Here is a 26,517-nt window from a genome sequence, read left to right as displayed (position 1 = left end):
AATTAACGGCAAAAAACCCTCCACTAAAAGCACCTAGCGGAGGATTGTATATCGTTATTGTTGATCGTCATATGTTTCGAGCGTCATGTCAACATTCGTTAAATCATGGATAAGGTCATCCGTAACATGAACTTGTAGCGTTTCTTTGTTTTTCATGAATTTGAAAATACCATTATTAAAATCAGTGCCATGTTCTTTGAAGAAGATTCCTTCAAATTCAACATTTTTTGTATGAATGAAGGTAACTCGGTAATAGTCTCCTTCTTTCACAAGGTATGCACGGACTCCTTTCTCAAAGTGGCCCTCTTCGTCTTTAAGCGAACGAGCAACTGAGATGATATGAAGATCGATAAATGGAATTTCACGTAATAACGAGTTAATTACGGATCCCCTTGCGATTTGTTCCCAACGGCTTTGAGCTGTTTGACCGAGAATAATCTGTGTAATATGTTTTTCCCTCGCTATTTCAGCAATTACTTTAGTAACAGGCCGTTTTTCATTATCTCTAATGATAAATGCTTCGGCGCTATGTTGATCTGCTAATTGTTTCCATCTTTCAATATAAAATGATTTTTCCGCATCCAATTCATCAAATGGTTTTGGGTCAACAGTTAGGATATAGAGTGGGCAATCAAGCATATTTGCAATTTTACAGCCACGTTGAATGAGGCGCTCTCCGTTTGGTCCATAATAAACGCAGACGAGGATGCTTTCATCCATACGCCCTTTCAATTTCTTCATTTTTAAGTTCACCTCGAGTTGATGTGAATGTAACAGGATTTTACATTCCGTTAAACTATGTATGACTATAGCTTATGGTTCATCAACAGTCAATCAAATAAAGAAAGTTCCAGGAATGCCTATTTAGGAGAGCATGTTTTAATGCAAAGGGTCAGACCCCGCAACAACTAAATCCAGTACATTTTACATGTATGAAACACTACAAATTGATTAAGAGTACGAGATCGGACCCTTATGAGACACCATCTTCATTATATTCACAACTTTAATAAAAGGAGGGGGATTGATTGAATTGGTTACCCATTATGATATTGATTCCATTTATTTTTGCAATATTTGTTCCACTCATTTATAAACGCTTTACACCACGCGTTCATACGGGTTGGTTTGTATTTTTTGTGCCGCTTACATTATTCATCTATCTATTACGTTATATCCCGGCTATTTCTAAGGGGGAGACCATTCATAATACGATACCATGGATTCCGTCTGTAGGTATTAATTACACCACTTATTTGGACGGATTAGGTCTTATTTTTGGCCTTCTGATTACTGGGGTTGGCGCGCTCGTTATTCTATACTCCATTTATTACATGTCAAAACACCGCGAAGCACTTCATAACTTTTATGTTTATTTGCTTTTATTCATGGGTGCGATGCTTGGACTTGTCTTCTCTGATAACATTCTAGTCTTATATGTTTTTTGGGAATTAACAAGTATCTCCTCGTTTTTATTAATTGCGTATTGGTCACATCGAAAAAAATCCCGTCAAGGTGCTCTAAAATCGATGCTTATCACGATATTCGGGGGGCTTGCGATGCTTAGTGGGTTCATCATGCTTTCCATGATGACAAATACGTATAGCATTCGTGAAATGATAACCGAAGTAGATGGCATGATTGCAAATTCTTTATTTCTTCCAGCTATGATTTTAATTCTATTAGGAGCTTTCACAAAATCTGCCCAATTTCCATTTAGTACTTGGTTACCTGATGCAATGGAAGCACCGACACCGATTAGTGCCTATTTGCATTCTGCTACGATGGTAAAAGCAGGGATTTACTTAGTTGCCCGATTTACCCCTGTTTTCGGAGGTAGCTCGGAATGGTTTTGGATTGTTTCAGGAGTAGGGATGATTACCTTACTATATGGCTCTGTAAATGCCGTAAAACAAACGGATCTAAAAGCATTATTGGCCTATTCGACGATTAGTCAATTAGGGTTGATTATGAGCTTACTTGGTTTGGGGTCCGCTGCGATGTATTTTGGACATGGCGATGAGTCAACGATGTATGCAGTGGCTGTTTTAGCCGCCATTTTTCACCTAATTAACCACGCTACCTTTAAAGGAAGTCTGTTTATGGTCGTCGGCATCATTGACCATGAAACAGGAACGCGTGACATTCGTAAATTAGGCGGTTTAATGCATCTTATGCCAATTTCCTTTACGCTTACGATTATTGGTAGTTTTTCCATGGCAGGTCTGCCTCCATTTAACGGTTTTTTGAGCAAAGAACTGTTTTTCACAGGTGTATTACAGGCCGCGCAACTGAATGTGTTTAATATGGAGACTTTCGGAATGGTTTTTCCTGTTATTGCATGGGTAGCCAGTGTTTTCACATTCATTTATTGTATGATTCTCGTATTTAAAACATTTACAGGGAAGTATCAACCAAAGCGGCTGGAAAAGGAAGCACATGAAGCTCCAATCGGGATGCTGATTCCACCGATCATATTAGCTTCTCTTGTTATTGCCATCTTCTTTTTCCCAAATGTCGTTTCAAAGTACCTTCTTCAGCCAGCCGTCGTCGCCATCTTACCGGATTTTGCTCAAAATGGTGGCGCTCATGTACAAATTAGTGCTTGGCATGGTTGGAATACAGAGTTATTCATGACAATTGGCGTTGTCGCTTTAGGTCTATTCATGTTCATTTATTTGAAAAAATGGATCAGAATCTATGGAGTTTTTCCTCAATCGTTGACATTAGATCATCTCTATAATCAGGGAATTGAGAAAACTGAGTCTATTTCATATCGATTGACGAACCGTTATATGACGGGCTCGATCCGTGACTATTTAGTCTATATATTCACATTTATGATTCTGATGTTAGGTGGGGCTATTTGGCTGTTGAATGGTATATCCTTTGATTCTTCAAATGATGCGCCGATTAGTATGTATGAAGGTGGATTAGTAGCAGGGATGGTCATTGCTGCATGTACCGTACTTTTTTCAAAGTCAAGGATGACTTCCCTTATTGCTGTTGGTGCTCTCGGTTTTCTAGTATCCATGCTTTTCGTTATTTTCCGAGCACCGGATTTAGCACTTACTCAATTGGTCGTTGAAACTGTGACAACTGCTTTGTTTTTATTATGTTTCTATCATCTACCAGATTTCAGCAAGAATATCGGTCGAATGCGATTCAAAGCGACGAACCTCATTATTTCTATTGGAGTAGGCATGGTTGTAACTATCTTAGCGTTGTCTGTCAATGGAAATCGTCTCTTTAAACCAATTTCAAGCTATTTTGAGGACTCGTATGAGCTTGCTGGTGCTAGAAACATCGTAAACGCAATCCTGGTTGATTTCCGTGGATTTGACACAATGCTGGAAATTTCCGTTCTGTGTATCGCAGGTCTAGGAGTGTACACATTAATAAAGCTTCGATTAACAGGGAGGGATAAGGAATGAAGAAGCCAAATGATGTCATTTTACATTCAGTTACAAAAGTGGCTGTCGTGATTATCCTGACATTCTCTATTGATCTTTTCTTCGCTGGTCATCATGACCCTGGTGGAGGATTTATAGGAGGACTTGGTTTTGCGTCAGCCTTGACTCTGCTACTTTTGGCTTTTGATATTGAATGGGTTCGTGAAAACATTCCAATCGATTTTAAGGTGGTTACAGCAAGTGGAGTATTAATTGCTGTACTTACTGGTCTAGGCAGTTTGGTTTTCGATGCCCCATTTTTAAGTCAAACATTCAATTATTTCAACTTGCCTATTTTCGGGAAGACTGAACTTGCCACCGCCGTTATTTTTGATTTTGGAGTGGCATTGGCTGTCATCGGAACAGCTGTCACGATTATTATGAGTATTGCGGAGGATCGATAAGATGGAAACATTAATGTCTATCCTTGTTGGACTATTATTTTCAATAGGCACGTATTTAATATTGTCGAAAACTTTGTTAAGGATCGTATTAGGAGCATCCATTATCAGTCATGGGGTCAATTTACTCATTCTTACGATGGGCGGATTAAAGAAAGGGGGTCTCCCGCTATTAGGTGAGAATAACCTTTCTTATACAGATGCCTTACCCCAGGCGTTAATTCTAACAGCGATCGTCATTAATTTTGCCGTGACTGCACTTTTTTTAGTGCTATGTTATCGCACGTATCAAGTTGTAGGCACGGATGATTCGGAGCAATTGAGAGGTAATGAAGATGAATAATATTGTACTACTGCCAATTATTATCCCGTTAATTACTGGGATGATTATGGTTATCTTTCGGAAAAATATCCGGTTTCAACGGGCTTTTAGTGTCTTTGCCATTTTAGCAACTGGAGGGGTATCGGTTTTTCTGATGGCGCAAATTAGAACGAAGGGAATTCAAACCCTTCAGTTAGGTGGATGGCAGGCTCCTTTTGGGATTAGCATGGTGGCAGATATGTTTTCCGCTTTGCTTCTTCTCACAACAAGTTTCGTTTCGTTATGTTGTTTACTATTTGCTTTCCGTTCCATTGGGAAAGAGCGAGAAGCGTCATATTTTTACCCGATGTTTTTATTCCTTATTACAGGGGTTAATGGCTCCTTTTTAACTGGAGATTTATTTAACTTATACGTTTGTTTTGAAGTGATGTTGATTTCGTCTTATGTTCTTATCTCCTTAGGGGGAACGAAAAAACAGTTACGGGAGTCGATTAAATATGTCCTGACAAATATCGTTTCGTCCTTCCTTTTTCTGGTGGCGATTGCGTATTTATATGCGATGACAGGGACTTTAAACCTTGCTCATCTGTCTGTGCGTATTGCTGAGGCAGGACAAGATGGACTCATGACAACCGTTGCGATTTTGTTTTTAATTGTATTTAGTATGAAAGCTGCTCTCTTCCTATTTTTTTGGCTGCCTGGCTCTTATAGTGCCCCGCCAACTGCCATTGCTGCTCTTTTTGCAGGATTACTAACAAAAGTAGGGATATATGCTTTATTTCGTATGTTCACGCTTGTATTTTATCATGAGCCGCAAATCACTCATTTAATTATTGGTGTTTTAGGTGCATTGACGATGTTGTTAGGCGCCATCGGAGCCATTGCTTATTGGGATATTAAAAAAATCCTTACGTATAACGTCATGGTAGGGGTAGGGTTTATTATGGCAGGTTTGGCATCCTTTACGCCAGTGGCTATGGCTGGCTCCATTTCCTATCTAATTCATGACATGATTATTAAAGCCCTTATCTTCCTTATTGGTGGAACGATGATTCATCTTACTGGAACGAGTAAGCTCAAAGAAATCAGTGGACTCATCGGCACACATTCATATTTAGGCTGGATGTTCTTTATCGCTGCACTATCACTTTCAGGGATTCCGCCACTGAGTGGTTTTCTTGGCAAAGTTTTTATTACACAAGGGACGTTTGAAACAGGGTACTATTGGCTCGGTGCAATGGGTCTCATTACGAGCTTAATGGTATTGTTTTCTATCATGAAAATCTTTATGAACGGCTTTTGGGGTGAAACCTATTTAAGTCAAGAGATGGAAAAAGGGACAACGAAAGGATTGATGTTCCCTATTGGCCTTCTAACGGTTGCAACCATTGCTTTAGGAGTAGGGGCAGAGGGGATTTTTGAGTATGTGAATCTTGCAGCTGAAAGTTTAATGAACCCGAAGCTTTATATCGAAGCGGTATTTCGGGGAAATGTAATGCCTTAGGATAAGTCAGTTATTGCTTGGGAAACGATCTGAAATGACGTAGGCAACCTAATTTGTCTGTCCGTATTGAGCGTCTAGCTTACTGTGAAAAAGATGATTGCGTAAATTTGGTAAAGACACCTTTAGAGTTTGATCGCTATTTTCCTCGTAAGCTACCAAAGGCGCGTTGATAGTATATATCGAGATAAAACTACAATTCATATAGTTTGCCTGTCAAAAGCTTGTCCTGTATTTTTTGAAATGATTGAAAGGGGTGAATGAATATGCCTTTCCAAGTATTAATCAATCTATTTATTGCTCTATTATGGATGTTTCTTCAAGATGAATGGAGCGTGTTAACTTTTTTTAGCGGCTATTTAGTTGGGTTGCTTATTCTTTTTCTGATGCGTCGTTTTTTTCCTCACACCTTTTATTTGATTACTTTTCTTTCTATTTTGAAATTATTTCTCGTCTTCATTCGAGAATTGATTACGTCAAGTGTACTTGTGATTCGACAAGTGATACGGCCGAGGATCAATATTACCCCGGGAATTTTCTCTTTGAAAACGGAATTAGAAGGGGATTTGGAAGTTACTCTACTCGCTTTACTCCTGACTTTAACTCCAGGTTCTGTTGTGGTTGAAATTTCTTCGGATTCGAAGGTATTTTACATTCATGCGATGGACATTCCAGAATCTAGCGATGCTGTTATTAAGTCGAGTAAAGTATTTGAGAAGGCCATTAAGGATGTGACTCGTAAATGTTCAAATTAATCTTGATGATTTCTTTATTTTTCTTGACCCTTTCTATGATAGTTGCTCTTTACCGGGTAATAAAAGGGCCTTCCATGCCTGACCGGGTTCAGGCGTTAGATACAATAAGCATTAGCTTAATTGGGGGTGTGGCCATTTGTTCTGTTTTGTTTCATACTCATGCCTTACTAGAAATCATCTTGATACTCGGTATTCTTTCGTTTGTCGGAACGATAGCTTTTGCAAGATTTATCGAAAGGGGTGTTGTCATTGAACGCAAACGTATCAAGTGAAGTCATTGCTGCTGTCCTTATTTTGGTCGGTACGCTTTTTAGCTTTCTTAGCGCAGTCGGCTTAATTCGATTACCTGATGTGTATACCCGTTCACATGCAGCGTCCAAAAGTTCAACTCTCGGTGTCCTTTGTACGCTACTCGGGACATTACTTTATTTCTGGATAACGGATGGATATTTCAGTATCCGCTTGATTTTGGGTATTTTCTTTGTGTTCCTAACTGCTCCGGTTGCGGCTCATCTTATTTGCCGAGCTGCTTATCGCTCAAATGTAGAGCTGGCAAAAGAAAGTGTTCAGGATGATTTGAAAGAAGTTTTAGAGAGAGACTAATTGCTTATTTAGGAGGGATATTCATGGCAGAAATCAAATATGAAATCAAAGAAAATATCGGTTCCATTTCGCAATCTCCAAAAGGATGGAACAAAGAACTCAATCTGATTAGCTGGAACGGCAAAGAACCCAAATTTGATCTACGAGATTGGGCACCTGAACATGAAAAAATGGGGAAGGGGCTCACTTTAACATTGGATGAGGTCAGAGCGTTAAGAGATTTGTTGAATGGTCTGGAGTTGTAGCTTTCAATCTTTATATGCTAAGGAAAATTTGAGGCGGTATTAGTAGAAGTGGTTGGAGCGGAAAATGCGTATAATTGGGTAATGGATTTGTTTTGCGGGATGCACCTATAGAAGAACGACCCTGCATCTATAGGCAAGAAGTTCAAGGGAATCTAGGATGAATGAACTTACTGAATACTTAAAAATTCAGGGTCAGCGATTGCTCTCCCTGAATTTTTTTAGGAATTCTAATCTAATGATGGCTACACACGGTACCAATTCTGTGTTTACTTATTTGATTGAAAGTCGATATGCCTTTACGATGATTCCATCATCAGCTGGTTGAAAATCAAACTGAGGCAGTCTTTCAAACCCCATACGTTCATACAGCCGCATAGCACCTTCCATGAAATCAGCAGTATGTAAACCGATGTGTTGAGAACCATTTACCTTGGCCTGCTTAATACATTCATGGATTAATGCCGAGGCAACGCCTTTGTTTCTTGCCTGAGGTGAGACGGCAAGCATTCTTATTTCCGGATAATCTAACATATCGACAAGACCTTTATAGGCATCAAGTTTAGCTGGAAACAAAGCAACACTTCCTACTATTTCTCCGTTAAGGTCAGCTACTAAACATTCTACCCCTAGTTGTGCATCGGCATCCGATGTTACCGATTGTTTTAGTGCGAACCAATGACTTTCTGGAACACTTTGTGAATGTTCTTCATATGCTTGTACTCTTTGTTTTCGAATCCAATCTAATTCACTTTCTAAAGCTTTGCGGATTTTCATCACAAGCATCCCCTTTTGAATTTTATGTATTTTTAACCTGATTTTCCCTTGTTACATTCATACTATTTTAGCATGGATAGTAAAGGTATATGAAGAGAGACGTGTTTCTTAAAATCATGTTCCAATACTCTAATTCTAGTCGGATGCGCACACGTTATCAGTTGAAAGTGAAAGAGGTATTCATTAATGGAATTCACTATGTTTTACATAAGAAGATGCTTACAAGGGTAACACTTTCGTTATTGGCCCTTTTTTATCTACACTTTTCCCCGATATTCCCTTCAATTTATCCTCATACTTGTCGCCAATTTAGCTAATAATAAACAATAATCAACCGGCAGAACGAACAGATATTGAGGATGTGAATTTAGATGGACTTTTTCCAGAGCCAGGAATCACTTACCGAAATACAGTGGATCTTAAGGGCTATTGTCTCTTTTTTCTTTTTACTCTTAGTTGCAAAATTGATGGGGCAACGATCCCTTTCTCAGTTACGTTTACTTGATTTTGTTATGGCATTAATAATTGGCAATATTATTGCTCACCCTTTGTCTGATCCAGAACTAGATTTGAAAGGGTCATTGACTACGATTACCGTATTAGTCTTTTTGTATTTAATTGGTGTATTTGCCAGCCTTAAATGGAGTATGTTTCGGAATTTTGTTGAAAGCTCCCCAATTCCTCTTATTAAAGATGGACAAATTATGTATAAAGGTTTGTCTAAGGCTAGGATATCTCTCGACGTACTATTATCTGAATTAAGGAAGGAGAAGATCGAAGCACCTGAAAAAATTTCACTGGCATTATGGGAACCAGATGGTACTATTTCTTTTTTTATTAACCCCCAACATCAAGCTGTAACCCCCTCGGATTTACAATTAGTAACAAAAGCCTTTCATTATCCTAGTACAATTATTAAAGAAGGGAAAATGGACCTCAATGAATTAAAACGAACCGGCAAAGATGAATTATGGCTGACCAATGAAATTAAGAATACATACAATCTGGGAGTAAAAGAAATCTTACTAGCAACAATGGACCACAACTATCATATAAAAATCTTTTTATACGTCAAATAGTATGAACTCTAAAGGAGAAGAGAGGGTGCCCCAAACAATGGGACACCCTCTCTTAAAATTACTCGTCTTTATTATCTGGATCTGTCATATCTTTCGGATCTTCAATTGGATCTTCTGGATCTGGGGCATTATCATTTTCATCATCTTTAAGCATGTTATCATTTTTATCCACGCCTGGGGCTGTGCCGTTATCCTGATCATTCAAATCATTTGTATCATTTACATTTTCATCTACTGGAGCTGGAGTCTTCACATTATTTTCTGGTGGAGGTGGCTCCTGATTATTATTGCATCCCGTCATCAATATTACGGATAAAGATACCCCTGCTAACATAAGAAGCCATTTGTTATACATGATTATACCCCTTTCGAATTTATTCTCTACTATAGTTCCTAAAACTAAAGGAATATATTCAGCAAAAAGAGAGGGAGAAGAAATTAGTGTAAATACAGGCATGATCCTTTAATATTGGAAAGGACTCAGCTTTTATATTGATTTTTTTCACAAACGTTCATCGCATTTTGCAAGGAAATAATCTCCTTTTGTATTTTGGAAAATCCATTTATATCAGGAACGTCCTTTTCTACATATGGGCGATGATATTCTGCGGTTTGTGCCAAGGTTTCTAAAATATAAAGAAATTGGGCAAGTTTTTCTTCAGAAAGAATAGGCCGATCCAAGTCTTTCAAGGAAGAGTCTAGTAAGTATCCCAACTGATCGATGGAAAATATCACGGGCCAGAGAAACTCTAAAGCTTTTTTATTGCTTGGACGCTCACCTAAAGCAGTCGTATATACTGTTCTTAAATTGGTTAGATTGGTATGCATTTTAATATGTACTCGGCTTTTTTTAAAATGAAAATCTTTTCTTTGTTCAGAAAACAACATGAGTAAGAACTGTGCTTGGCTTCTAATCGTTTTTGCGATTAAATGAGGGAGCAGACCAGAAGCAGATGTCCGGCCTACTAGTAGTACCCCTAGAAGACCAATCAGACAGCCAATTATAATATCGATAATACGTGTTGTAGCGAAAAATGGCATGTTATGCATCTGAGTCGTGCTTTCTGCCATCACTAACGCGTTTGGGGTGATAAACATCGTAGCAAGGGCATAATTACGTACAATAAAAAGTTCGGTAAGGAATGTTAAAAGCAGGATGATCATGCTGATAAAAAATCCTTCTGGGTGAATCGAAAGAATGAGACTCGCTATTACAACGCCAATAATGGTGCCAACTGACCTTTGTATGGCACGGAGGAAGGTACTCATAATGGTCGAACCTAACAAGACTGAAGCACAGGAAAGTGGCACCCAATAAGATCGATTAAACTCAAATGCGTAGGCAATCAGAGCTGCAATCGTAAGAATAATTCCGTACTTGACAGCTGTTAGAAAGACAATCGAAGTTTTGTCAAAAGCACCTAAAAAAACGGTCTTTACGGACTGTTTTGTAATTTGAATTTCGCGATTAATCTTGGACATTGGTTCATTCATGATCGCATCCGCATTATAAACGCTTGTGAATAAATGGTCCACGGCTTCATCATCCTGATCTGGTTGCAGAATTCTATCAGGGGTGCTTTTCTTATTAGCTTCAATAGAGCTTGTTAGAGCTCTAACGGATTCTCCTAATTCTGACGGGAGTTTCTTATTTTTTTCTACTGATCGGTCAAGAACTTCCAAATAAATGCTACTTGCATGTTCATTTAATAAGTACAACCGTTTATAGAAATCAGAGCTCTGCCAAGAGATATACCCTGCTATAAGTGTATGGTTTGCCTCTTTCATCGCTACCACCGTTTTTTCTCTAGCGTCATTAAATGTTTCTGTACCGACTGAATCGAGGAAAGAAGCCAATTCACGATAGACTCGTTTTACAGCCGTTGTTTCTGGTCCATGTGGATTGAAAAACCAGCCGGCCATAGCAATCAGCCATGATAAAGTCCCACCAAGAAAAATAAGACCAGCACGTAGTGGGGCAAGCGATGGATCTATCGGCATTCCTGTCGTCATGGCAAAACCTAAAACTAAAAAAACTGCGGCAGGTCCTGGGATTTTTAAGGTTCCAAAAATAAAAGTTGCAATCGCTCCAATACCACCTATCATTAACGCTGACAAAATGGGGTAAGGGGCGACAAGTGTTCCTAAAAAAACGGAAAAAGTAAGGCAAAGCAGAACAGAAAGTAGTTTTTTCGCTCTTTGTGCATAGGGTTCATTAAAAACATACAGGTATGTGAAGCCGCCGATTCCTGCCAACAAGCCGTATTGAAAGTTCCCTAGTATCAAGCCAATCAAACTAGGTAAGGCTGCACATAGTCCAGCACAAAATGCCTTTGTCCACGGAAGAGGATTTTTTTTAATCTCAAATGCTTGTTTAATCGTCGTAATGAGCGAATTTGATTCAGGAGAAGGATTGATTTTTTCATTTTTGGCCATGATGAAGCCTCCTTACCTTCATTGGTAGTTATGTTTAATCTTCCCTTGTTTCTACACTTTCTATGTGTCTAGAAATAAGTCCTGAAAAAGATAAAAAGAAACTTAAGTAAAAACTTCAAGAAGCACTCTTTATTTTTGGAATTTTGCTATTATGGGGTTAGGTTAATTACTTTTATTTATCAGGTGATGGGCGTGAGGAATATCTTTAAACAACGGATAGTAAAATTTATATTCTTTTCTTTCGGCAGTATTCGTACGAAGATGGTGCTGTTTTTTCTAATTGTTGCTCTGTTGCCATTGCTTTTATTTGGATTTCTATCATATGGGAAGTCTTCTGAGATTGTGAATAAACAATTTAATGAGTATGAGCAATTTGCTGTGTCTCAGCTTGATAAACAAATCGAAAATACATTTGAGCAAATGTATCTCGTTTCAAAGGATATCAATCAGTATTTATCGGACCCAACTCTGGTTATATTAAAGGAGGAAATTCCTCATAGTTATACTGAATTTATTGAAATTGAAAACTTTGAAAGATATTTAGAGGCACATAAGACGTATAACACTAAAGGAATCTATTTAATTACCAATACAGGCTACTATTATGGGAATAGTCGCCTAGATATACACAAGCTCTTTCAAAAAACTTTTTGGAAAGAAATTCATAGCCTTAAAGAAGGAGATTTGTGGATAGGCTTTTATAATACTGACCATTATTACACGGGTGAAAAAAACGAAAAAATAATGGGACTTGTTGTTCCTATTGAAAGTCAGTTTGGCGTATTAAAGGGAAGTAAACTGTTAATAGAAACAAATGCTGAGGAGCTGTTCTCTTATATTGGATTTCTTGAAAATGAGTTGCATTCTTCTATCACTTTGAAAAATGGTAAGCATCAGGTAGTCTATAAAACGAAAAACGCACCAAAAGAATTGAAAACAGATATAGTCTGGAATAATGATTTTGATGCTTATGGATGGGATATCCATGTTCGCATTCCCAAAGAATATTATTATCAATCATCCAATGTTATTTATCGTTATACCATATTGGCAATTTTTTTCTCAATTATTCTTGTTTATGTTCTAGCTGTCGTATTTTCCGTTCCACTTACAAAGAGGATTAAAAGTCTAACATCCTCGATGAAGCGGGTCAGTGAAGGAAACTTAGATACACAGATAGCAGTTACCTCCAATGATGAAGTAGGGGTTTTAGCCCAAAGCTTTAATGATATGGTCAATCAAATTAAGGAGTTAATCGAGCAAATTGGCACAACTGAACGTTTAAAAAGGCAGGCAGAATTAAGAGCTTTCCATTATCAAATAAACCCGCATTTATTATTTAATACTTTAAACTCTATTCAATGGAAGGCAAGGCTGCTAGGAGCAAAGGAAGTTCAAGAGATGATTTATCATTTGACTGAGGTGCTTCATGAAAATTTAAATTTTTCCGACGAGTTAATTCCAATAAAACAGGAGCTCCAGACAATCAAGCATTATTTAAAGGTCCAAGAAATACGTTATGGACAAACATTTGAATATATCGAGGATGTCCATTTGGAATGCCTTGACTATTTAATCCCAAGGATGACACTTCAGCCGTTATTTGAAAATACCTTTTTCCATGCATTTGAAGATGGTCGGGGGACAATTGAACTTGTAGTTATGGCTAAACCTGAACATCTCGAAATTATCTTAACTGATAATGGAAAAGGAATGAATCAGGAGATTATTGAAAAGCTTCTTACCCCAAAACATCAAAATGATAAAGGGAGAGGAATCGGTGTTTATAATGTTGATCAACGCGTGAGGCTTCACTTTGGAATGGAGTATGGCCTGTCAATCGAATCAGTCATTGGTGTAAAAACAATTTTTACTATAAAACTGCCAAAAAGGAGATAACGTCGATGATAAAGGTATTAATTGCAGATGATGAACTCATTGTTAGAAAAGGATTAATCGCAACGGTCGACTGGGCAAAGTTTGGTATGGAGGTTATTGCTGATGCCCCTAACGGACAAAAGGCTTGGGAGCTGTTTCGGGAGCATTCTCCTGAAGTAGTGATAACGGATATCGTCATGCCTGAAATGAATGGTATTGAGCTTGCCAGAAATATTAAACAAATTTCCCCAGCAACTAAAATATTATTGTTAAGCTGCCATAGAGATTTTACATTTGCACAAGAGGGATTGAATATAGGGGCTTCGGGATATCTTTTGAAAACAGCATTTCAAGACAAGGATTTTGAAGAATATCTTGGACGCTTTGAAAATGAAATTAACCATGCAAATATCCAATCTTCTATTGATTCTACAAATCTAGCCAAGGAATTCTATGGATGGTTATGTGGCTTTGCTAATTCTTTTCCGAAGCTTTTAGAGGAGCTGTTTATTAAAGAGTGGCAGTGGATGCAGGAATCTTTTTATATTTATCTAGTTAATGGGCTAAATAACAATGAACGTTTTCATAAAAAATGGTCTTCTGATGGAAAACAATTTGCGGAAATTTATTGTGGCCAGGACCAATCATTTATTTTTATTCCAGAAAAAGCACAAATAGATTTTGAGCATCTTTTAGTTGAGAATAGGACGATTGATCCGACAATTCGCTGGAAGGTGAATGGTTCATATCAAGGAATAAACGAGTGGGTGAAGGGGGTTACAAAGCTATACCATAAATTCAAATTTGAAAAACAATTTTCGCTTTCAATGGATGATTGGCCATCCCCTATTCAAAAGGCTGTGCAAATCATCATCCAACAGTTACATGAACCTCTCTCATCCAGCTATATTGCAAGTGAAGTTGGCTTAAGCCGTAGTCACTTTAGCACAATATTTAAAAAGACAGTAGGAGAAAGCTTTATCACCTTTATCGAAAAGCTTAAAGTTCAGTCTGCATGTAATCTTCTTGAAAATACGTCGCTTCCTTTACAAGAAATCGGCGAAAAAATAGGCATTCAGGATGGTAAATATTTTAGCAAATGGTTTAAAAAATGTATAGGAAGTACGCCATCAGAATATAGACAGAACAAAAAGAAGAATGTAAGCTAACAAATTTCCCCGTCACTTATAATTTTATGAAAGTTCAAACAATAGTACAAAAAGAATAAGATGATTTTGAGTTCAAGACCGCTTTCATTCGAGCTACAATGAAAGCGGTTACTACTAGTTGTGAAGAAAAAAGAGGAGCGAACAATGAAGAAGTTTTGGATAACATTTTTAGTAATCATGCTAGTTTTTGTAACTGCTGCCTGTTCCAATATTAAATCTAATAGAAGCGAGCCTAATCAAATTAGGAAGGAACAAAAAAATAAAATCGTTCTTCGTTTTGCCACTTGGGATTCAGGAGAGGCCTTAAAATTTCAAAAATCAATTGCTAAAAAATTTGAAGAAAAGAATCCAGATATAAAAGTGCAAGTCGAAGACTATGGTGATGAATTTGATCAAAAGCTATCTGCTTCATTTGGAGCAAAAAATCCTCCAGATGTCATGTATATGTGGAATTTCCCGGCCTATTTTCACTATCTTGAACCACTAGATAATTATATTAACAGAGATCCCTTTATAGACATGAATGATTATTATCAAGGGCTTTTAAACCATTCGACGATGTATAGGAAACTGTATGGTATCCCGGCAGGTTTCACAACAAGGGTGGTCTATTATAACAAAGATTTATTTGATGAAGCAAACCTCCCCTATCCAGAGGATGGATGGACATGGGATGACTTTAAGAGGATAGCAAAGAAATTAACGGACCCCACTAAGGAGCAGTATGGATTTGGGGTAAGACAAGAACCAGATACGTACGATCTTCAAGGGATGGTTTGGAGTAATGGATCAAGCTTTATAAGTGATGATGGAATGGATATTTCTGGATATATGAATAGCCCAGAAACTATTGAATCGATAAGCATGCTTGCAGATATGATTCAGGATACAAGTGCTGTTCTAGTAGGTGGTAAAAATCAACAAAGCGGTGAGGAGAATTTTATAGCAGGTAAGATTGTGATGTGGGAAAGTGGATTTTGGTCATTAGTAGAATTTAAAGAAGCCAATATAAACATTGGAACAGTTGAAATGCCTGCATTTAACGGAAAACCAGTGAAAGGTGTTATTTCTTCTTCTGCGGTTTCGATCGCAAGGGATTCAAAGCATAAAGATTTAGCATGGGAATTTGTGAAATTTTACAATTCACCAGAAGTAGTAAATATGAGGAAGGCTGATTTACCTGTCCGCATTAGTTTAGTAAAAGAAATGAAAACAGAACAAGACCCATTAATAAAGCCTTTCTATAAAATGCTTGAAAGATCGAATGGTACCCCAGCCTTTCTACTTACTAAGAATTGGGAGGCAATCAATCGGAATTTATCTGCAGCAATAAATGCCACCTTGCTCGAGCAAGATGCAGATACATTATTGAATAATGCTGTGAAGGATTCTGAGAAATATCTAGGGCAGTAAGAAAGAGATTTACGATTATTAAAATAGATTAACAAAATGATTTCAGGAGGGTTTAGGGATGTTAATACAAGATTATTTTGGTTTAGAGGATAAGGTGTGCGTTGTTACAGGAGGAGCTTCAGGGATAGGTCTAGCTACAGCAACACTTTTGGCAGAAGTCGGTGCAAAGGTAATTATGCTTGATATTAATGAAGAAAACGGTAAGAAGGCTGTCGCTGAGCTGCAAAAGAAAGATTATCAGGTTGAGTTCTTAAAATGTGATGTTACAAAGGGAAACGATTGTATCGCCGTAAGAGATTATATCGAAAAAAATTACGAGACTATCGATGTTCTTTTTAACAATGCTGGTGTGATTAGAAGAAAAACAGTTGTTGATTTGGAAGAATCTGATTGGGATTTAGTAATTGATGTCTCTTTAAAAGGGGTTTATCTCCTTTCAAAATATTTAATTCCTCTTATGGCGGAGAGTGGTGGAGGAAGTATCATTAATACCGGTTCTGGATGGGGAATCAAAGGTGGAGATCAAGCAGTCGCTTATTGCGCAGCGAAAGCCGGAGTTGTGAATTTAACGAAGGCAATGGCAATCGATCATGGACCGCAAAATATTCGTGTGAATTGTATTTGTCCTGGTGATACCGATACTCCGTTATTAAGAGAAGAAGCAAAGCAATTGAAACAGCAAGAGGATGCATTTTTAGTATCTTCTGCAAAAGGACGACCTTTAGAAAGACTTGGAACGCCGAGAGATATTGCAAAAGGAGTTTTATTCCTTGCAAGTGACTTATCAGCATGGGTAACAGGTACAGACTTAATTGTAGATGGCGGAGGTTTAGCTTAATATTTTTAAACTTTAAATAAAATTCATTTTATATGACTACAAGGAGGTAATTTTCATGTCACAAAAGGTACACCCTTATATACCAAATATGGTACCAGAAGTACAAGCGGAGATGTTAAAGGTAATCGGCGCTGAATCGATTATGGAGCTATATTCATGTATCCCTGAGGAGCTGCAACTTAAAGAAAACCTACAGTTGCCGCCTGCATTAACAGAGTATGAGCTTAGACGTCATATTGAAGGAATTCTTAATAAGAACACAAGTACAAAGGAATATGTAAACTTCCTAGGTGCTGGCTGCTGGCAACATTTTATTCCAGCGGTGTGTGATGAAATAAATCAACGTTCTGAATTTTTAACAGCGTATGCAGGTGAACCGTATGAGGATCATGGACGCTTCCAGGCGCTATTTGAGTATCAAAGTTTACTAGCTGAATTAGTAGATATGGATGTTGTCAATGTTCCAACCTTTGACTGGGGGCAGGCGGCAGCAACATCAATTCGAATGGCGGCCCGTATTACCGGAAGAAAGAAAGTCTTATTAGCCAAAACGGTTGCACCAGAACGAAGCAAAATTATCATCAACTACGGAACTCCCAAATTAGAATTCGAATATGTTCAATTTGATACGAAATCAGGAGCAATGGACTTAGAGGATTTAAAAACAAAATTAACGGAAGATGTCGCGGCCCTTTATTTTGAAAATCCATCCTACCTTGGGTTTATTGAGGAGCAAGGGCAAGAGATATCCAATCTATTAAAGGAAAACGAATCGTTAATGGTTGTAGGGGTTGATCCAATTTCTCTTGGTGTGCTAGCACCGCCGAGTCATTATGGTGCGGATATTGTCTGTGGAGATTTGCAGCCTCTTGGCATGCATATGAATTACAGCGGTGGACAATCAGGCTTCATTGCTACACATAATGAGCTGAAATTTGTTAATGAATACCCATCTCGTTTGTTTGGTATCGTCCCAACTGTAAAAGAAGGAGAATACGGATTTGGCGATGTGGCTTATGAACGAACTTCATTTGCACAACGAGAAAAAGGAAAAGAGTCTGTTGGAACGCAGACAGCATTATGGGGAATTACTGCCGGAGTCTATTTAGCATTACTCGGTCCAGATGGTATGCAGGAGGTTGGCCAAACCATTATGCAAAATAGTCAGTACGCTGTTCAACAATTAAATCAAATTGCCAATGTAAAAGGATCCCATTTTGAGTCAGCGTTTTTTAAAGAATTTATCGTCGATTTTAATCAGACAGGGGATACCGTCGAACAAATAAATCAAAAATTGCTAGAAAAGAAGATTTTTGGTGGGAAGGATCTTTCACTAGAGTTTCCTGAGTTTGGTCAAACGGCATTATTTTGTGTAACAGAGGTTCATACGAAAGAGGACATTGACGGTTTAGTTCAGGCGCTTAAGGATATTTTAGCGAAATAATTAAAAGAAGAGAGGAGCATTTAAACATGAGAAGGATTCAATCTAAAAGCAAAACAAGGGATTTTCATCAAGCCAAATGGAATGAACCGATTATTTTTGAACTCCATCAGCCTGGAGAAAAGGGCGTCGAATTGCCGCCTGTAAACGAAAAAGTTGCATTATCAGTTGGAGATGGAACATCGGTCATTCCAGCATCAATGCAGAGGAATAATAAGCCGAATCTTCCGGAAATTGGACAGGCGCGTGTATTACGACATTATCTCAGACTTTCTCAAGAAACACTTGGCTCAGATTTTAATGTTGAAATCGGACAAGGCACTTGTACGATGAAGTATATTCCAAAAATCAATGAATTGTTAGTCCGTGATCCTAAAATGATGGAGCTTCATCCATTACAAAATGAAGAAACTGTTCAAGGGATGCTTGAGGTTTTTTACAAGCTTGATTTATGCATGAGAGAAATTTCGGGAATGGATTGTTTCTCCTTCCAGCCAAGCAGCGGGACACAAGCGCTATTTGCGATGGCTTCGATTGTAAGGAAATACCATGAGCAAAACGGTGAAGGCGATAAGCGAGATGAAATCATTACAACGATCTTCTCCCACCCATCTCAAGCGGCAACGGCAGCTGTAAAGGGCTATAAAATTATTACCCTGCATCCGGATGAAAATGGCTTCCCTGATATTGAAAAGTTAAAAGCAGCCGTATCGGAAAGAACAGCAGGTTTTGTTGTTGCAAACCCAGAAGATACTGGCATTTTCAATCCCAAAATTAAGGAGTTTACAGATATTATTCATCAAGCTGGTGGTCTTTGCTTTTACGACCAAGCGAATGCGAATGGCCTCTTAGGGATTACAAGAGCAAAAGAAGCAGGGTTTGATATGTGTTTCTTTAATCTTCACAAAACATTTGCTGCGCCACATATGTGTGGTGGACCAGCAACAGGTGCGCTTGGTGTAACAGCAGAGTTGAAAGAGTACTTGCCAGCACCGATTGTCGAATATCATGAGGGGAAATATTCGCTCAAGAATGATTTAGCGCATTCTATTGGTAAGGTTCGCTCCTTTCATGGTGTAGCCCAAACGGTATTACGTGCCTATGCATGGATTCGGGCACTTGGGGCTGAGGGTCTTAAAGAGGTAGCGAAAATTGCCGTATTAAACAATAACTATATGTATCATAGGGTTTTAGAGATTCGCGGGGCTAGTGCACCGTATGTCAAGGGGCATCGACTCGAGCAAGTTCGATATAGCTGGGAACAGTTGACGCAGGAAACAGGGGTCACAACAGAGGATATTACGTTAAGAATGACGGATTTCGGCCTCCACTACTGGACTAGCCATCACCCCTATATTGTGAAACAGCCGTTTACCCTTGAGCCGACTGAGTCCTATTCGAAAGAGGATTTAGATGAATATATTCATGCGCTCGAGCAAATTTCTAAAGAAGCCTATGAAGATCCGGAAATTATCAAAACTGCGCCGCATAATAGTACAATCCACAAAATTGACGAGCAAGATTATTTAGACAATCCAGATAAATGGTGTATCACTTGGCGAACTTATTTAAAGAATACGAAAGCATATGATCTGGTTAAATAATCTAAACAGTTAGTACGACATTTTTTTATACTGTAAGAATTTATATCTTAAGGATGATGGTATAAGAAAATAGGGGGATAAAAAATGAAAAAGTATATGACGGTTATGCTAGTTATGCTTCTATTATTGCTGTCAGCTTGCTCCAATAAAACAGCGGGGGATGAAGGGCAAACGGGAAATTCTAAAAATCCGTCTGGGTCCATTACTGTATGGGGATGGGATGTTGCAGCAGCAACTATGAAAGCAGCAGTGGAGAAGTTTCAGAAACAATATCCAGACGTAGATGTGAAGGTAGAGGATTTTAATAGTGCTGATCTATATGATAAGTTAACGGTTGGTCTAGCAGCAAGAGGCTCAGGGCTTCCAGATGTTGTATTAATGGAGGATGAAAGAATCCCAGGATATTTGCATCAGTTTCCACAAGGATTTTTGAATTTAAATAAGCTTGGGTATGAAAAATACAAAGATTCGTTCAATTTAGCTAAGGTTGCTGCTGTACAGAATGAGGATGGAGATTTTATCGCGGCTCCATGGGATATTGGTCCTGCTGGAGTGTTCTACCGTGTTGATTACTTTGAAAAAGCAAATGTTGATCCAAATTCCATCCAAACATGGGATGACTATATTGAAGCAGGGAAGAAGATTAAAGAAGCCACTGGCGCGCAGCTATTACCAATTGATATACCTAATTATGATGGTGTCTTCCAAATGATGATGCAATCGCAAGGACTTTCTTATTTTGATAAAGATGACAAAATTGCACTAGAATCTAAGGAAGCTATCCGTGCTATGGAAGTAATCAAAAAGCTTCATGATGAGGATTTAATTTTAAATAATAAAGGTTGGGATGGCATTGTAACTGCTACAGTAAATGGTAGTGTTGCCACCGTTCCTTATGGTGTATGGTATGCAGGTACCATCATGGACCAAGCACCGGATTTAAAAGGGAAATGGGATGTTTTTTATCTTCCGAGCTTTGATGGCGGTACAAGATATGCAAACGTAGGAGGATCATCCGTGTTGATTCCTTCATCAAGCAAAAACCAATCGGCTGCCTATGCCTTTGTTGAATTCTTTACAACTGATACAGAATCACAGCTGTTAGGTTTTGAGAAATATGGACTTTTCCCATCTTTGAAGGAAACCTACACTGCGCCACAATTTACTGAAAACAACGAGTACTTTAATAATAGTCCGATTTTCAAAAACTTTGCAGATATTGTCGATCAAGTTCCACAAATTAACGTAAACGAAAACTTTGCAAAAGCCAGCAGTCTTATAAGTAATGCTCAAGCAGCCATTTTACTTGAAAATCAATCGGTTGATACTAGATTAAATGAAGCTAAAAAACAATTAGAAAATGAACGAAAGAAATAGTTTTGTAGAGAGCTAGAGAGGATGTTCCAACCCCACTCAGCTCTCTCATTCTAAGATTCCTTGAAGTTAGGAAGGTGGCTCGGTTGGCGCAAACAGAAAAGGTTGTAAATGCTAAAACAAACTTTCGAGTCAAAACAAGAAAGAGTTTATTAACACCTAAAAATGTTCCATATTTCTTTATCGGACCAGCGTTTCTACTAATTTTGATTTTTACCGTTTATCCAGTAATCTCATCGTTTATCTTAAGCTTTCAAGAGGTACGTGGTGTGGAGAAAATATTTGTAGGATTTTCTAATTATTCGCGCTTATTTCAAGATCCTATATTCTATAAATCTCTTTTAAATACCTTTCAAATTTTAATTGTCCAGGTTCCTATCATGCTCTTCCTCTCTTTACTAATTGCTGTGGGACTGCATTCTTCCATGTTAAAAGGGAAAGCGTTTTTCCGAATCTCTTACTTTATGCCTGCGATCACAGCACTTGTTGCTGCTTCGATTGTTTTTATGATTTTATTAGATGAGAATTTCGGACTCGTAAACTATTTCTTATCCTTCCTTGGTGTTGATTCCATCCCTTGGTTAACAACTCCATTTTGGGCAAAGGTTTCCGTGATCCTTGTAATGACATGGAGATGGGCAGGATATAATATGGTCATATTTTTGGCGGGATTACAGAATATTCCATCAGACCTATATGAAGCAGCAAGTATTGATGGGGCAAGTAAAGTAAAGCAATTTTTCATGATTACAATTCCACAATTAAAGCCAGTATTTATTTTCACGGTTGTCTTGTCAACAATCGGTACTCTTCAACTATTTGATGAGCCGTTCATTTTGACTGGGGGCGGTCCTAATAATGCTACGATGACAATCACGGTTTATTTATATGAAACAGGATTTAGGTTTTTTGACTTTGGATATGCGTCCGCGATTGCTTATGTGCTTGTCATCATTACGGCAATCATTTCCTGGGTTCAGATGAAATTGGTAGGTGATGAATAATCGTGGCTTCTAAGAAGATATCCTCAAAAATAATCATTTATATTTTGTTGATCGCAGGCGTTGTCTTATCGATTGCACCGTTCTATTGGATGATTGTCGGTTCTACATTGCCGTCAGGAGAAATCTTTCGTGTTCCACCTAGGCTTCTTCCAGGGGATTATTTAGCAAAGAACTTTCAAACGCTTAATGAGTCATTAGGAATTGCAAAAATATTTTGGAATTCATTATTTATAGCGCTTGTTTATACATTGATTAGCACGCTTATTAGTGCAATGGCTGGATACGCTTTTGCAAAATTTAAATTTAAAGGAAAGAACTTTTTCTTTTTCATTATTTTATGCACATTAATGATTCCTTCACAAGTGACATTGATTCCTTTGTTTGAAATGATGGTTACCTTTAATTGGTTAAATACGTATCAAGCCATTATTTTACCAACCCTGGCTTCTCCTTTTGCCATTTATTTAATGAGGCAGAATATGAAGGCGATTCCAGACTCAATTATGGAGGCCTCTCGAATAGACGGGGCAGGGGAATTAAAAATATTTTTTACAGTCATCTTGCCTGTTACAAGACCTGCGATGGCTGCCGTTGCTATTTTTCTATTTATGTCTCAATGGAATAGCTTACTCTGGCCGCTTATTACGTTAAATTCAAAAGAAATGTTTACGCTTCCTGTTGCATTATCAAGTTTAATCGGAATGGCGAGGATTGATTATGGACAATTGATGCTAGGAACTACCTTATCCACGATTCCAATTATGATCTTTTTCTTATTACTGCAAAAACATTTTATCTCTGGGATTTTAGGTGGATCTGTCAAAGAATGAATGTAAAAGGTGTGAAATTATGAAACAGGTAAAAATACTTAGAAGACATTCATACTGATGATATAAACGACCAATCGTCCCGCGCTCTTGTCAGCTTCATATCTTGTAAGGTGGCAGAAGCGGACGATGCACGAAGTGGGGACTACTGTAAAAAACTTAAGATCATAAACTACAGAGGAGAGATAATATGAAATTATCCAAAATGAAATTAATTTTACTACTTACTATCGCACTAGCATTATTATTATCAGCATGTAACTCAACAAAAGGTAATGGTGATGAAGCAATAGAAGACGGGAAAGTAAAGATAAGGTTTGCTACTTGGGATGTAGGAAATGACGTTACTTTACAACAAAAATTAATTGATGAATTCAATGCTAAAAATGAAAACATTGAAGTAGTTTTAGAAGCCTATGGATCGGAGTTTGACACTAAAATCACTGCAGGTATGGGTGCAAAGGATGCGCCGGATGTGATGTATATGTGGAATTACCCGCAATATAAGAATGCTTTAGAGCCACTTGATTCTTATATTGATAAAAACGGAGAAGAACATAAGTCTGATTTTTATGAATCTTTATGGAACTATAACTCTGTTGGTGGAGAAACACTAGGACTTCCAGTAGGCTATACAACCCATGTTGTTTACTATAATAAAGATCTTTTTGATAAAAAAGGACTTGACTATCCAAAGGCTGGCTGGACGTGGGAAGATCTTCAAGAAACAGCAAAGAAGTTAACGGATAAAGAAAAGAAGATTAGCGGATTTGCTTTCCCTGGTAAACCTGATCCATATGATTTTGAAATGTACTTATGGGGAAATGGTGCTTCTTACGTAGACAGTGATGGAAAGTTAAAAGGTAATCTGAATTCAACGAAATCAATTGAAACATTCGCAATGTTCCAAGACATGTTAAAAGACGGGTACGCGATCACAACTGAAGGTTCAGGCGATACTGAAATGAAATCAGGAAAAGTAGGAATGTTTATTAATGGTGCTTGGTACCTTTCTCCATTGAAAGAAGCGGGTATTAATTATGGTGTTGTTGAGGTACCGACTTTTGAAAATGGTAAAAGTGTAAGTATTGTTAGTTCGTCAGGTATAGCTATGTCAAAGAGTTCTAAACATAAAGAAGCTGCTTTTGAATTTATGAAGTTTTGGACAGGAAAAGAAGCAAATAAAGCAAGAATAGCATTTGAACTACCAGTCTTAAAGAGTGTAGTAGAAGAAGAAAAGCTGCAAGAGGATCCAGTTAAAAGTGTATTCTACTCAATGCTAGAACAAAGTGAAGGCTATACACCAGCGTCATTTATTACTGAAAACTGGAGTCAAGTATCAGAAAATTTGGAGTTTTCCTTTGAGCAAATCTTTAATCCAAGTACGCGAGTTGATCCGAAAAAAGCTCTAAATGAAGCTGCTAAATAAAGTGAAACTTCAATCAGTGGGGGACTTGACTTTCCGTTAATGCGGGATAAAGTTTACCAATTACTAAAAAAGTAAGCGGTCGGGTGAGAATATATTCTCCTCATCTTAACAAGGGCTTAATTACATAGCCCTTGTTATCAATATCAAGCTATGATAGGAATCTTATTTTCCATAGGTCATTCTAAAAGAGGGAATATTTATGTTGAAAAAAAAGGAAAAAAAACCTAGTTTTACATTAGTACGTAAAAGAGTACCATATTTGTTTATCCTACCATGGATCATCGGATTTTTAGTGTTCACTTTAGGACCTTTAGTATCTTCATTAATCATGAGTTTGTTTGATTGGCCGATAACAGGAGAAGCAAAGTTTATTGGTCTTAATAACTTTACTAAGATGTTTACAGCTGACCCCCAGTTTTATGATTCCTTAGTAATCACATTTAAATTTGCGGCGATTTTCGTACCACTTAACCTAATCGCTGCATTGGTGCTTGCACTCCTCATTACACAACCAGTCAAGGGAGTTAAGATATTTAGGACAATCTTCTATCTTCCTGCTGTTGTATCAGGTGTTGCAGTATCAATCATATGGGGTTGGATTTTTAATTCTGAATTTGGAGTTCTAAACTATTTATTATCACTCATTGGTATTGAAGGACCAAGTTGGCTCATTGATCCAAAGTGGGCAATCGTAACAATTGTTATCGCGAGTGCTTGGGGAGTAGGAACAATGATGCTGATATTCTATACGGATATTAAGGGGATCCCCCCTGAACTTTATGAGGCAGCATCAATTGATGGAGCTGGACCGTTAAGACAGTTTTTTAGTATAACAATTCCGACGATAACACCAACAATCCTTTTTAATGTCATTACATCGGTTATTGCAGCTTTACAACAATTAACCCTAGTTTTACTTTTGACTGGTGGAGGACCTTTAAAATCAACATATTTTTATGGATTATTTGTTTATAACAACGCATTTAAGCATCATCAGCTCGGTTATGCAAGTGCAAACGCATGGTTTATGTTTATTATTATTCTAATATTGACAATGATCATCTTTAAATCGTCATCAACATGGGTGTTCTATGAAGCTGAAATGAAAAAAGGAGGTAAAAAATAATGAGAATTACAAAAAGCCATAAAATAATCGTCTATAGTATTCTTGTCATTTTTTCACTTTACTTCCTATTTCCATTTGCATGGGCGTTAATAACAGCGCTAAAAACAGAAGGGGAAGCATTTAGCTTTCCTCCTAAGTTTATCCCAGATGTTCCGCAGTTCGGCAATTTCATCGAAGCGTGGAAAAGTCAGCCGTTTGGAACATATTTTAAGAACTCAGTCATTGTTACGGTGATGACTACGATCGGACAAATCATATCTTGTTCATTAGTGGCTTATGGCTTTGCAAGATATGATTTTAAATATAAAAATACTTTGTTTATCCTTCTTCTGTCAACAATGATGATTCCGTGGGATGTTACGATGATTCCACTTTATATGGAATTTAATTTATTTGGATGGATCAACACTTTAAAACCATTAATTGTCCCAGCCTTCTTCGGTTCTGCTTATAATATCTTTTTGCTTAGACAGTTTTTAATGAATATACCTAAGGATTTGGAAAGTGCAGCTAGAATTGATGGTGCCAATGAATTCCAAATATTTTATAAAATCTTCCTTCCGATTATGAAGGGACCTTTAACTTTGATCGCTGTCTTAAATATTTTATTAGTTTGGAATGACTACTTAGGACCATTAATTTATTTAAACGACCAGTCAAAATATACGATGGCTCTTGGATTAGCGTCTTTCCAGGGGGTTCATGAGCTGCAAATCATACCTATTATGGCGATGACTTTAGTCATGATTATTCCGCCGGTTATCGTATTTGCCTTTGCGCAGAAATATATTGTTGAAGGTGTTAGCGGATCAATTAAGTAATTTTTTATTATTACAGAAAGAATGC

25 protein-coding genes are annotated in these 26,517 nt (G+C 37.7%); 21 read left to right on the top strand and 4 right to left on the bottom strand.

The window, feature by feature from the left end; genetic code table 11:
* Nucleotides 1-54: 54 nt before the first annotated feature.
* Entirely contained in the window at nt 55-741 is a 687-nt protein-coding gene (locus tag ACIQZI_RS14730; RefSeq protein WP_403074236.1) for a universal stress protein, read from the bottom strand.
* A gap of 305 nt (nt 742-1,046) precedes the next feature.
* Here ACIQZI_RS14730 and ACIQZI_RS14725 point away from each other — a divergent pair, with 305 nt between their 5' ends.
* The 8 genes from ACIQZI_RS14725 (at nt 1,047) to ACIQZI_RS14690 (ending at nt 7,279) form a co-directional block, all read left to right on the top strand.
* Nucleotides 1,047-3,434: a Na+/H+ antiporter subunit A gene (locus ACIQZI_RS14725; protein ID WP_403075167.1), complete on the top strand. Its 2,388-nt coding sequence runs from the start codon at nt 1,047-1,049 to the stop codon at nt 3,432-3,434.
* A complete protein-coding gene (locus tag ACIQZI_RS14720; protein WP_403074234.1) occupies nt 3,431-3,856 on the top strand; it encodes a Na(+)/H(+) antiporter subunit B in 426 nt (141 codons plus the stop codon). The genes ACIQZI_RS14725 and ACIQZI_RS14720 overlap by 4 nt, the downstream gene beginning before the upstream one ends.
* Nucleotide 3,857: 1 nt before the next feature.
* On the top strand, nt 3,858-4,196 hold the full coding sequence (locus ACIQZI_RS14715; protein ID WP_403074232.1) for a Na(+)/H(+) antiporter subunit C: 339 nt from the start codon (nt 3,858-3,860) through the stop codon (nt 4,194-4,196).
* A complete protein-coding gene (locus ACIQZI_RS14710) occupies nt 4,189-5,679 on the top strand; it encodes a Na+/H+ antiporter subunit D (protein ID WP_062183737.1) in 1,491 nt (496 codons plus the stop codon). Before ACIQZI_RS14715 ends, ACIQZI_RS14710 begins: the two co-directional genes overlap by 8 nt.
* A 263-nt stretch (nt 5,680-5,942) precedes the next feature.
* Nucleotides 5,943-6,431 carry a Na+/H+ antiporter subunit E gene (locus ACIQZI_RS14705; RefSeq protein WP_062183734.1) on the top strand — a complete coding sequence of 163 codons (489 nt, stop codon included), beginning with the start codon at nt 5,943-5,945 and terminating at the stop codon, nt 6,429-6,431.
* Nucleotides 6,419-6,703, top strand: a complete 285-nt coding sequence (locus ACIQZI_RS14700) for a Na(+)/H(+) antiporter subunit F1 (RefSeq protein WP_062183731.1) — start codon at nt 6,419-6,421, stop codon at nt 6,701-6,703. Before ACIQZI_RS14705 ends, ACIQZI_RS14700 begins: the two co-directional genes overlap by 13 nt.
* On the top strand, nt 6,681-7,034 hold the full coding sequence (locus ACIQZI_RS14695; protein ID WP_062183727.1) for a Na+/H+ antiporter subunit G: 354 nt from the start codon (nt 6,681-6,683) through the stop codon (nt 7,032-7,034). The genes ACIQZI_RS14700 and ACIQZI_RS14695 overlap by 23 nt, the downstream gene beginning before the upstream one ends.
* A gap of 23 nt (nt 7,035-7,057) precedes the next feature.
* Entirely contained in the window at nt 7,058-7,279 is a 222-nt protein-coding gene (locus tag ACIQZI_RS14690) for a YdbC family protein (RefSeq protein ID WP_403074228.1), read from the top strand.
* A 270-nt stretch (nt 7,280-7,549) separates the two neighbouring features.
* On the opposite strand, the gene ACIQZI_RS14685 is transcribed toward ACIQZI_RS14690, so the two are convergent.
* On the bottom strand, nt 7,550-8,053 hold the full coding sequence (locus tag ACIQZI_RS14685; RefSeq protein ID WP_403074226.1) for a GNAT family N-acetyltransferase: 504 nt from the start codon (nt 8,051-8,053) through the stop codon (nt 7,550-7,552).
* Nucleotides 8,054-8,424: 371 nt separating this feature from the next.
* Between ACIQZI_RS14685 and ACIQZI_RS14680 the strand changes: the two genes are divergently transcribed.
* A complete protein-coding gene (locus ACIQZI_RS14680; protein ID WP_403074224.1) occupies nt 8,425-9,132 on the top strand; it encodes a DUF421 domain-containing protein in 708 nt (235 codons plus the stop codon).
* Nucleotides 9,133-9,190: 58 nt separating this feature from the next.
* On the opposite strand, the gene ACIQZI_RS14675 is transcribed toward ACIQZI_RS14680, so the two are convergent.
* Nucleotides 9,191-9,487 carry a hypothetical protein gene (locus ACIQZI_RS14675; protein ID WP_403074222.1) on the bottom strand — a complete coding sequence of 99 codons (297 nt, stop codon included), beginning with the start codon at nt 9,485-9,487 and terminating at the stop codon, nt 9,191-9,193.
* Between the two features lie 125 nt (nt 9,488-9,612).
* Nucleotides 9,613-11,568, bottom strand: a complete 1,956-nt coding sequence (locus ACIQZI_RS14670; protein ID WP_403074220.1) for an FUSC family protein — start codon at nt 11,566-11,568, stop codon at nt 9,613-9,615.
* Nucleotides 11,569-11,760: 192 nt separating this feature from the next.
* Here ACIQZI_RS14670 and ACIQZI_RS14665 point away from each other — a divergent pair, with 192 nt between their 5' ends.
* The 12 genes from ACIQZI_RS14665 to ACIQZI_RS14610 all read left to right on the top strand — a co-directional run bounded on the left by ACIQZI_RS14665 (nt 11,761) and on the right by ACIQZI_RS14610 (nt 26,492).
* Nucleotides 11,761-13,467: a sensor histidine kinase gene (locus ACIQZI_RS14665; RefSeq protein WP_403074218.1), complete on the top strand. Its 1,707-nt coding sequence runs from the start codon at nt 11,761-11,763 to the stop codon at nt 13,465-13,467.
* Nucleotides 13,468-13,472: 5 nt separating this feature from the next.
* Nucleotides 13,473-14,615: a response regulator transcription factor gene (locus ACIQZI_RS14660; protein ID WP_403074216.1), complete on the top strand. Its 1,143-nt coding sequence runs from the start codon at nt 13,473-13,475 to the stop codon at nt 14,613-14,615.
* Between the two features lie 144 nt (nt 14,616-14,759).
* Nucleotides 14,760-16,028: a sugar ABC transporter substrate-binding protein gene (locus tag ACIQZI_RS14655; protein WP_403074214.1), complete on the top strand. Its 1,269-nt coding sequence runs from the start codon at nt 14,760-14,762 to the stop codon at nt 16,026-16,028.
* 58 nt (nt 16,029-16,086) lie between these two features.
* Nucleotides 16,087-16,866, top strand: a complete 780-nt coding sequence (locus tag ACIQZI_RS14650) for an SDR family NAD(P)-dependent oxidoreductase (RefSeq protein WP_403074212.1) — start codon at nt 16,087-16,089, stop codon at nt 16,864-16,866.
* A 55-nt stretch (nt 16,867-16,921) separates the two neighbouring features.
* A complete protein-coding gene (gcvPA, locus tag ACIQZI_RS14645) occupies nt 16,922-18,310 on the top strand; it encodes an aminomethyl-transferring glycine dehydrogenase subunit GcvPA (protein ID WP_403074210.1) in 1,389 nt (462 codons plus the stop codon).
* A gap of 26 nt (nt 18,311-18,336) precedes the next feature.
* Entirely contained in the window at nt 18,337-19,911 is a 1,575-nt protein-coding gene (gcvPB, locus tag ACIQZI_RS14640; RefSeq protein ID WP_403074208.1) for an aminomethyl-transferring glycine dehydrogenase subunit GcvPB, read from the top strand.
* Nucleotides 19,912-19,995: 84 nt separating this feature from the next.
* On the top strand, nt 19,996-21,288 hold the full coding sequence (locus ACIQZI_RS14635) for an ABC transporter substrate-binding protein (RefSeq protein WP_403074206.1): 1,293 nt from the start codon (nt 19,996-19,998) through the stop codon (nt 21,286-21,288).
* An 83-nt stretch (nt 21,289-21,371) separates the two neighbouring features.
* Nucleotides 21,372-22,289 carry a carbohydrate ABC transporter permease gene (locus ACIQZI_RS14630; protein WP_082675130.1) on the top strand — a complete coding sequence of 306 codons (918 nt, stop codon included), beginning with the start codon at nt 21,372-21,374 and terminating at the stop codon, nt 22,287-22,289.
* Nucleotides 22,290-22,291: 2 nt separating this feature from the next.
* Complete coding sequence (locus ACIQZI_RS14625; RefSeq protein ID WP_253722623.1) at nt 22,292-23,119, top strand: carbohydrate ABC transporter permease; 828 nt, start codon at nt 22,292-22,294, stop codon at nt 23,117-23,119.
* 187 nt (nt 23,120-23,306) lie between these two features.
* A complete protein-coding gene (locus ACIQZI_RS14620; protein WP_403074203.1) occupies nt 23,307-24,545 on the top strand; it encodes an ABC transporter substrate-binding protein in 1,239 nt (412 codons plus the stop codon).
* A 199-nt stretch (nt 24,546-24,744) separates the two neighbouring features.
* Nucleotides 24,745-25,671: a carbohydrate ABC transporter permease gene (locus ACIQZI_RS14615; protein ID WP_403074201.1), complete on the top strand. Its 927-nt coding sequence runs from the start codon at nt 24,745-24,747 to the stop codon at nt 25,669-25,671.
* Nucleotides 25,671-26,492, top strand: coding sequence for a carbohydrate ABC transporter permease (locus tag ACIQZI_RS14610; RefSeq protein ID WP_062183677.1), 822 nt, complete (start codon nt 25,671-25,673; stop codon nt 26,490-26,492). Before ACIQZI_RS14615 ends, ACIQZI_RS14610 begins: the two co-directional genes overlap by 1 nt.
* The last annotated feature ends 25 nt before the right edge of the window (nt 26,493-26,517 follow it).

The organism is Peribacillus sp. NPDC096379 (assembly GCF_044762875.1).
Classification (GTDB): Bacteria; Bacillota; Bacilli; order Bacillales; family DSM-1321; genus Peribacillus.
The sequence above is the reverse complement of the archived record's forward strand: the minus strand, read 5'-3'. Positions and strand labels throughout refer to the sequence as shown.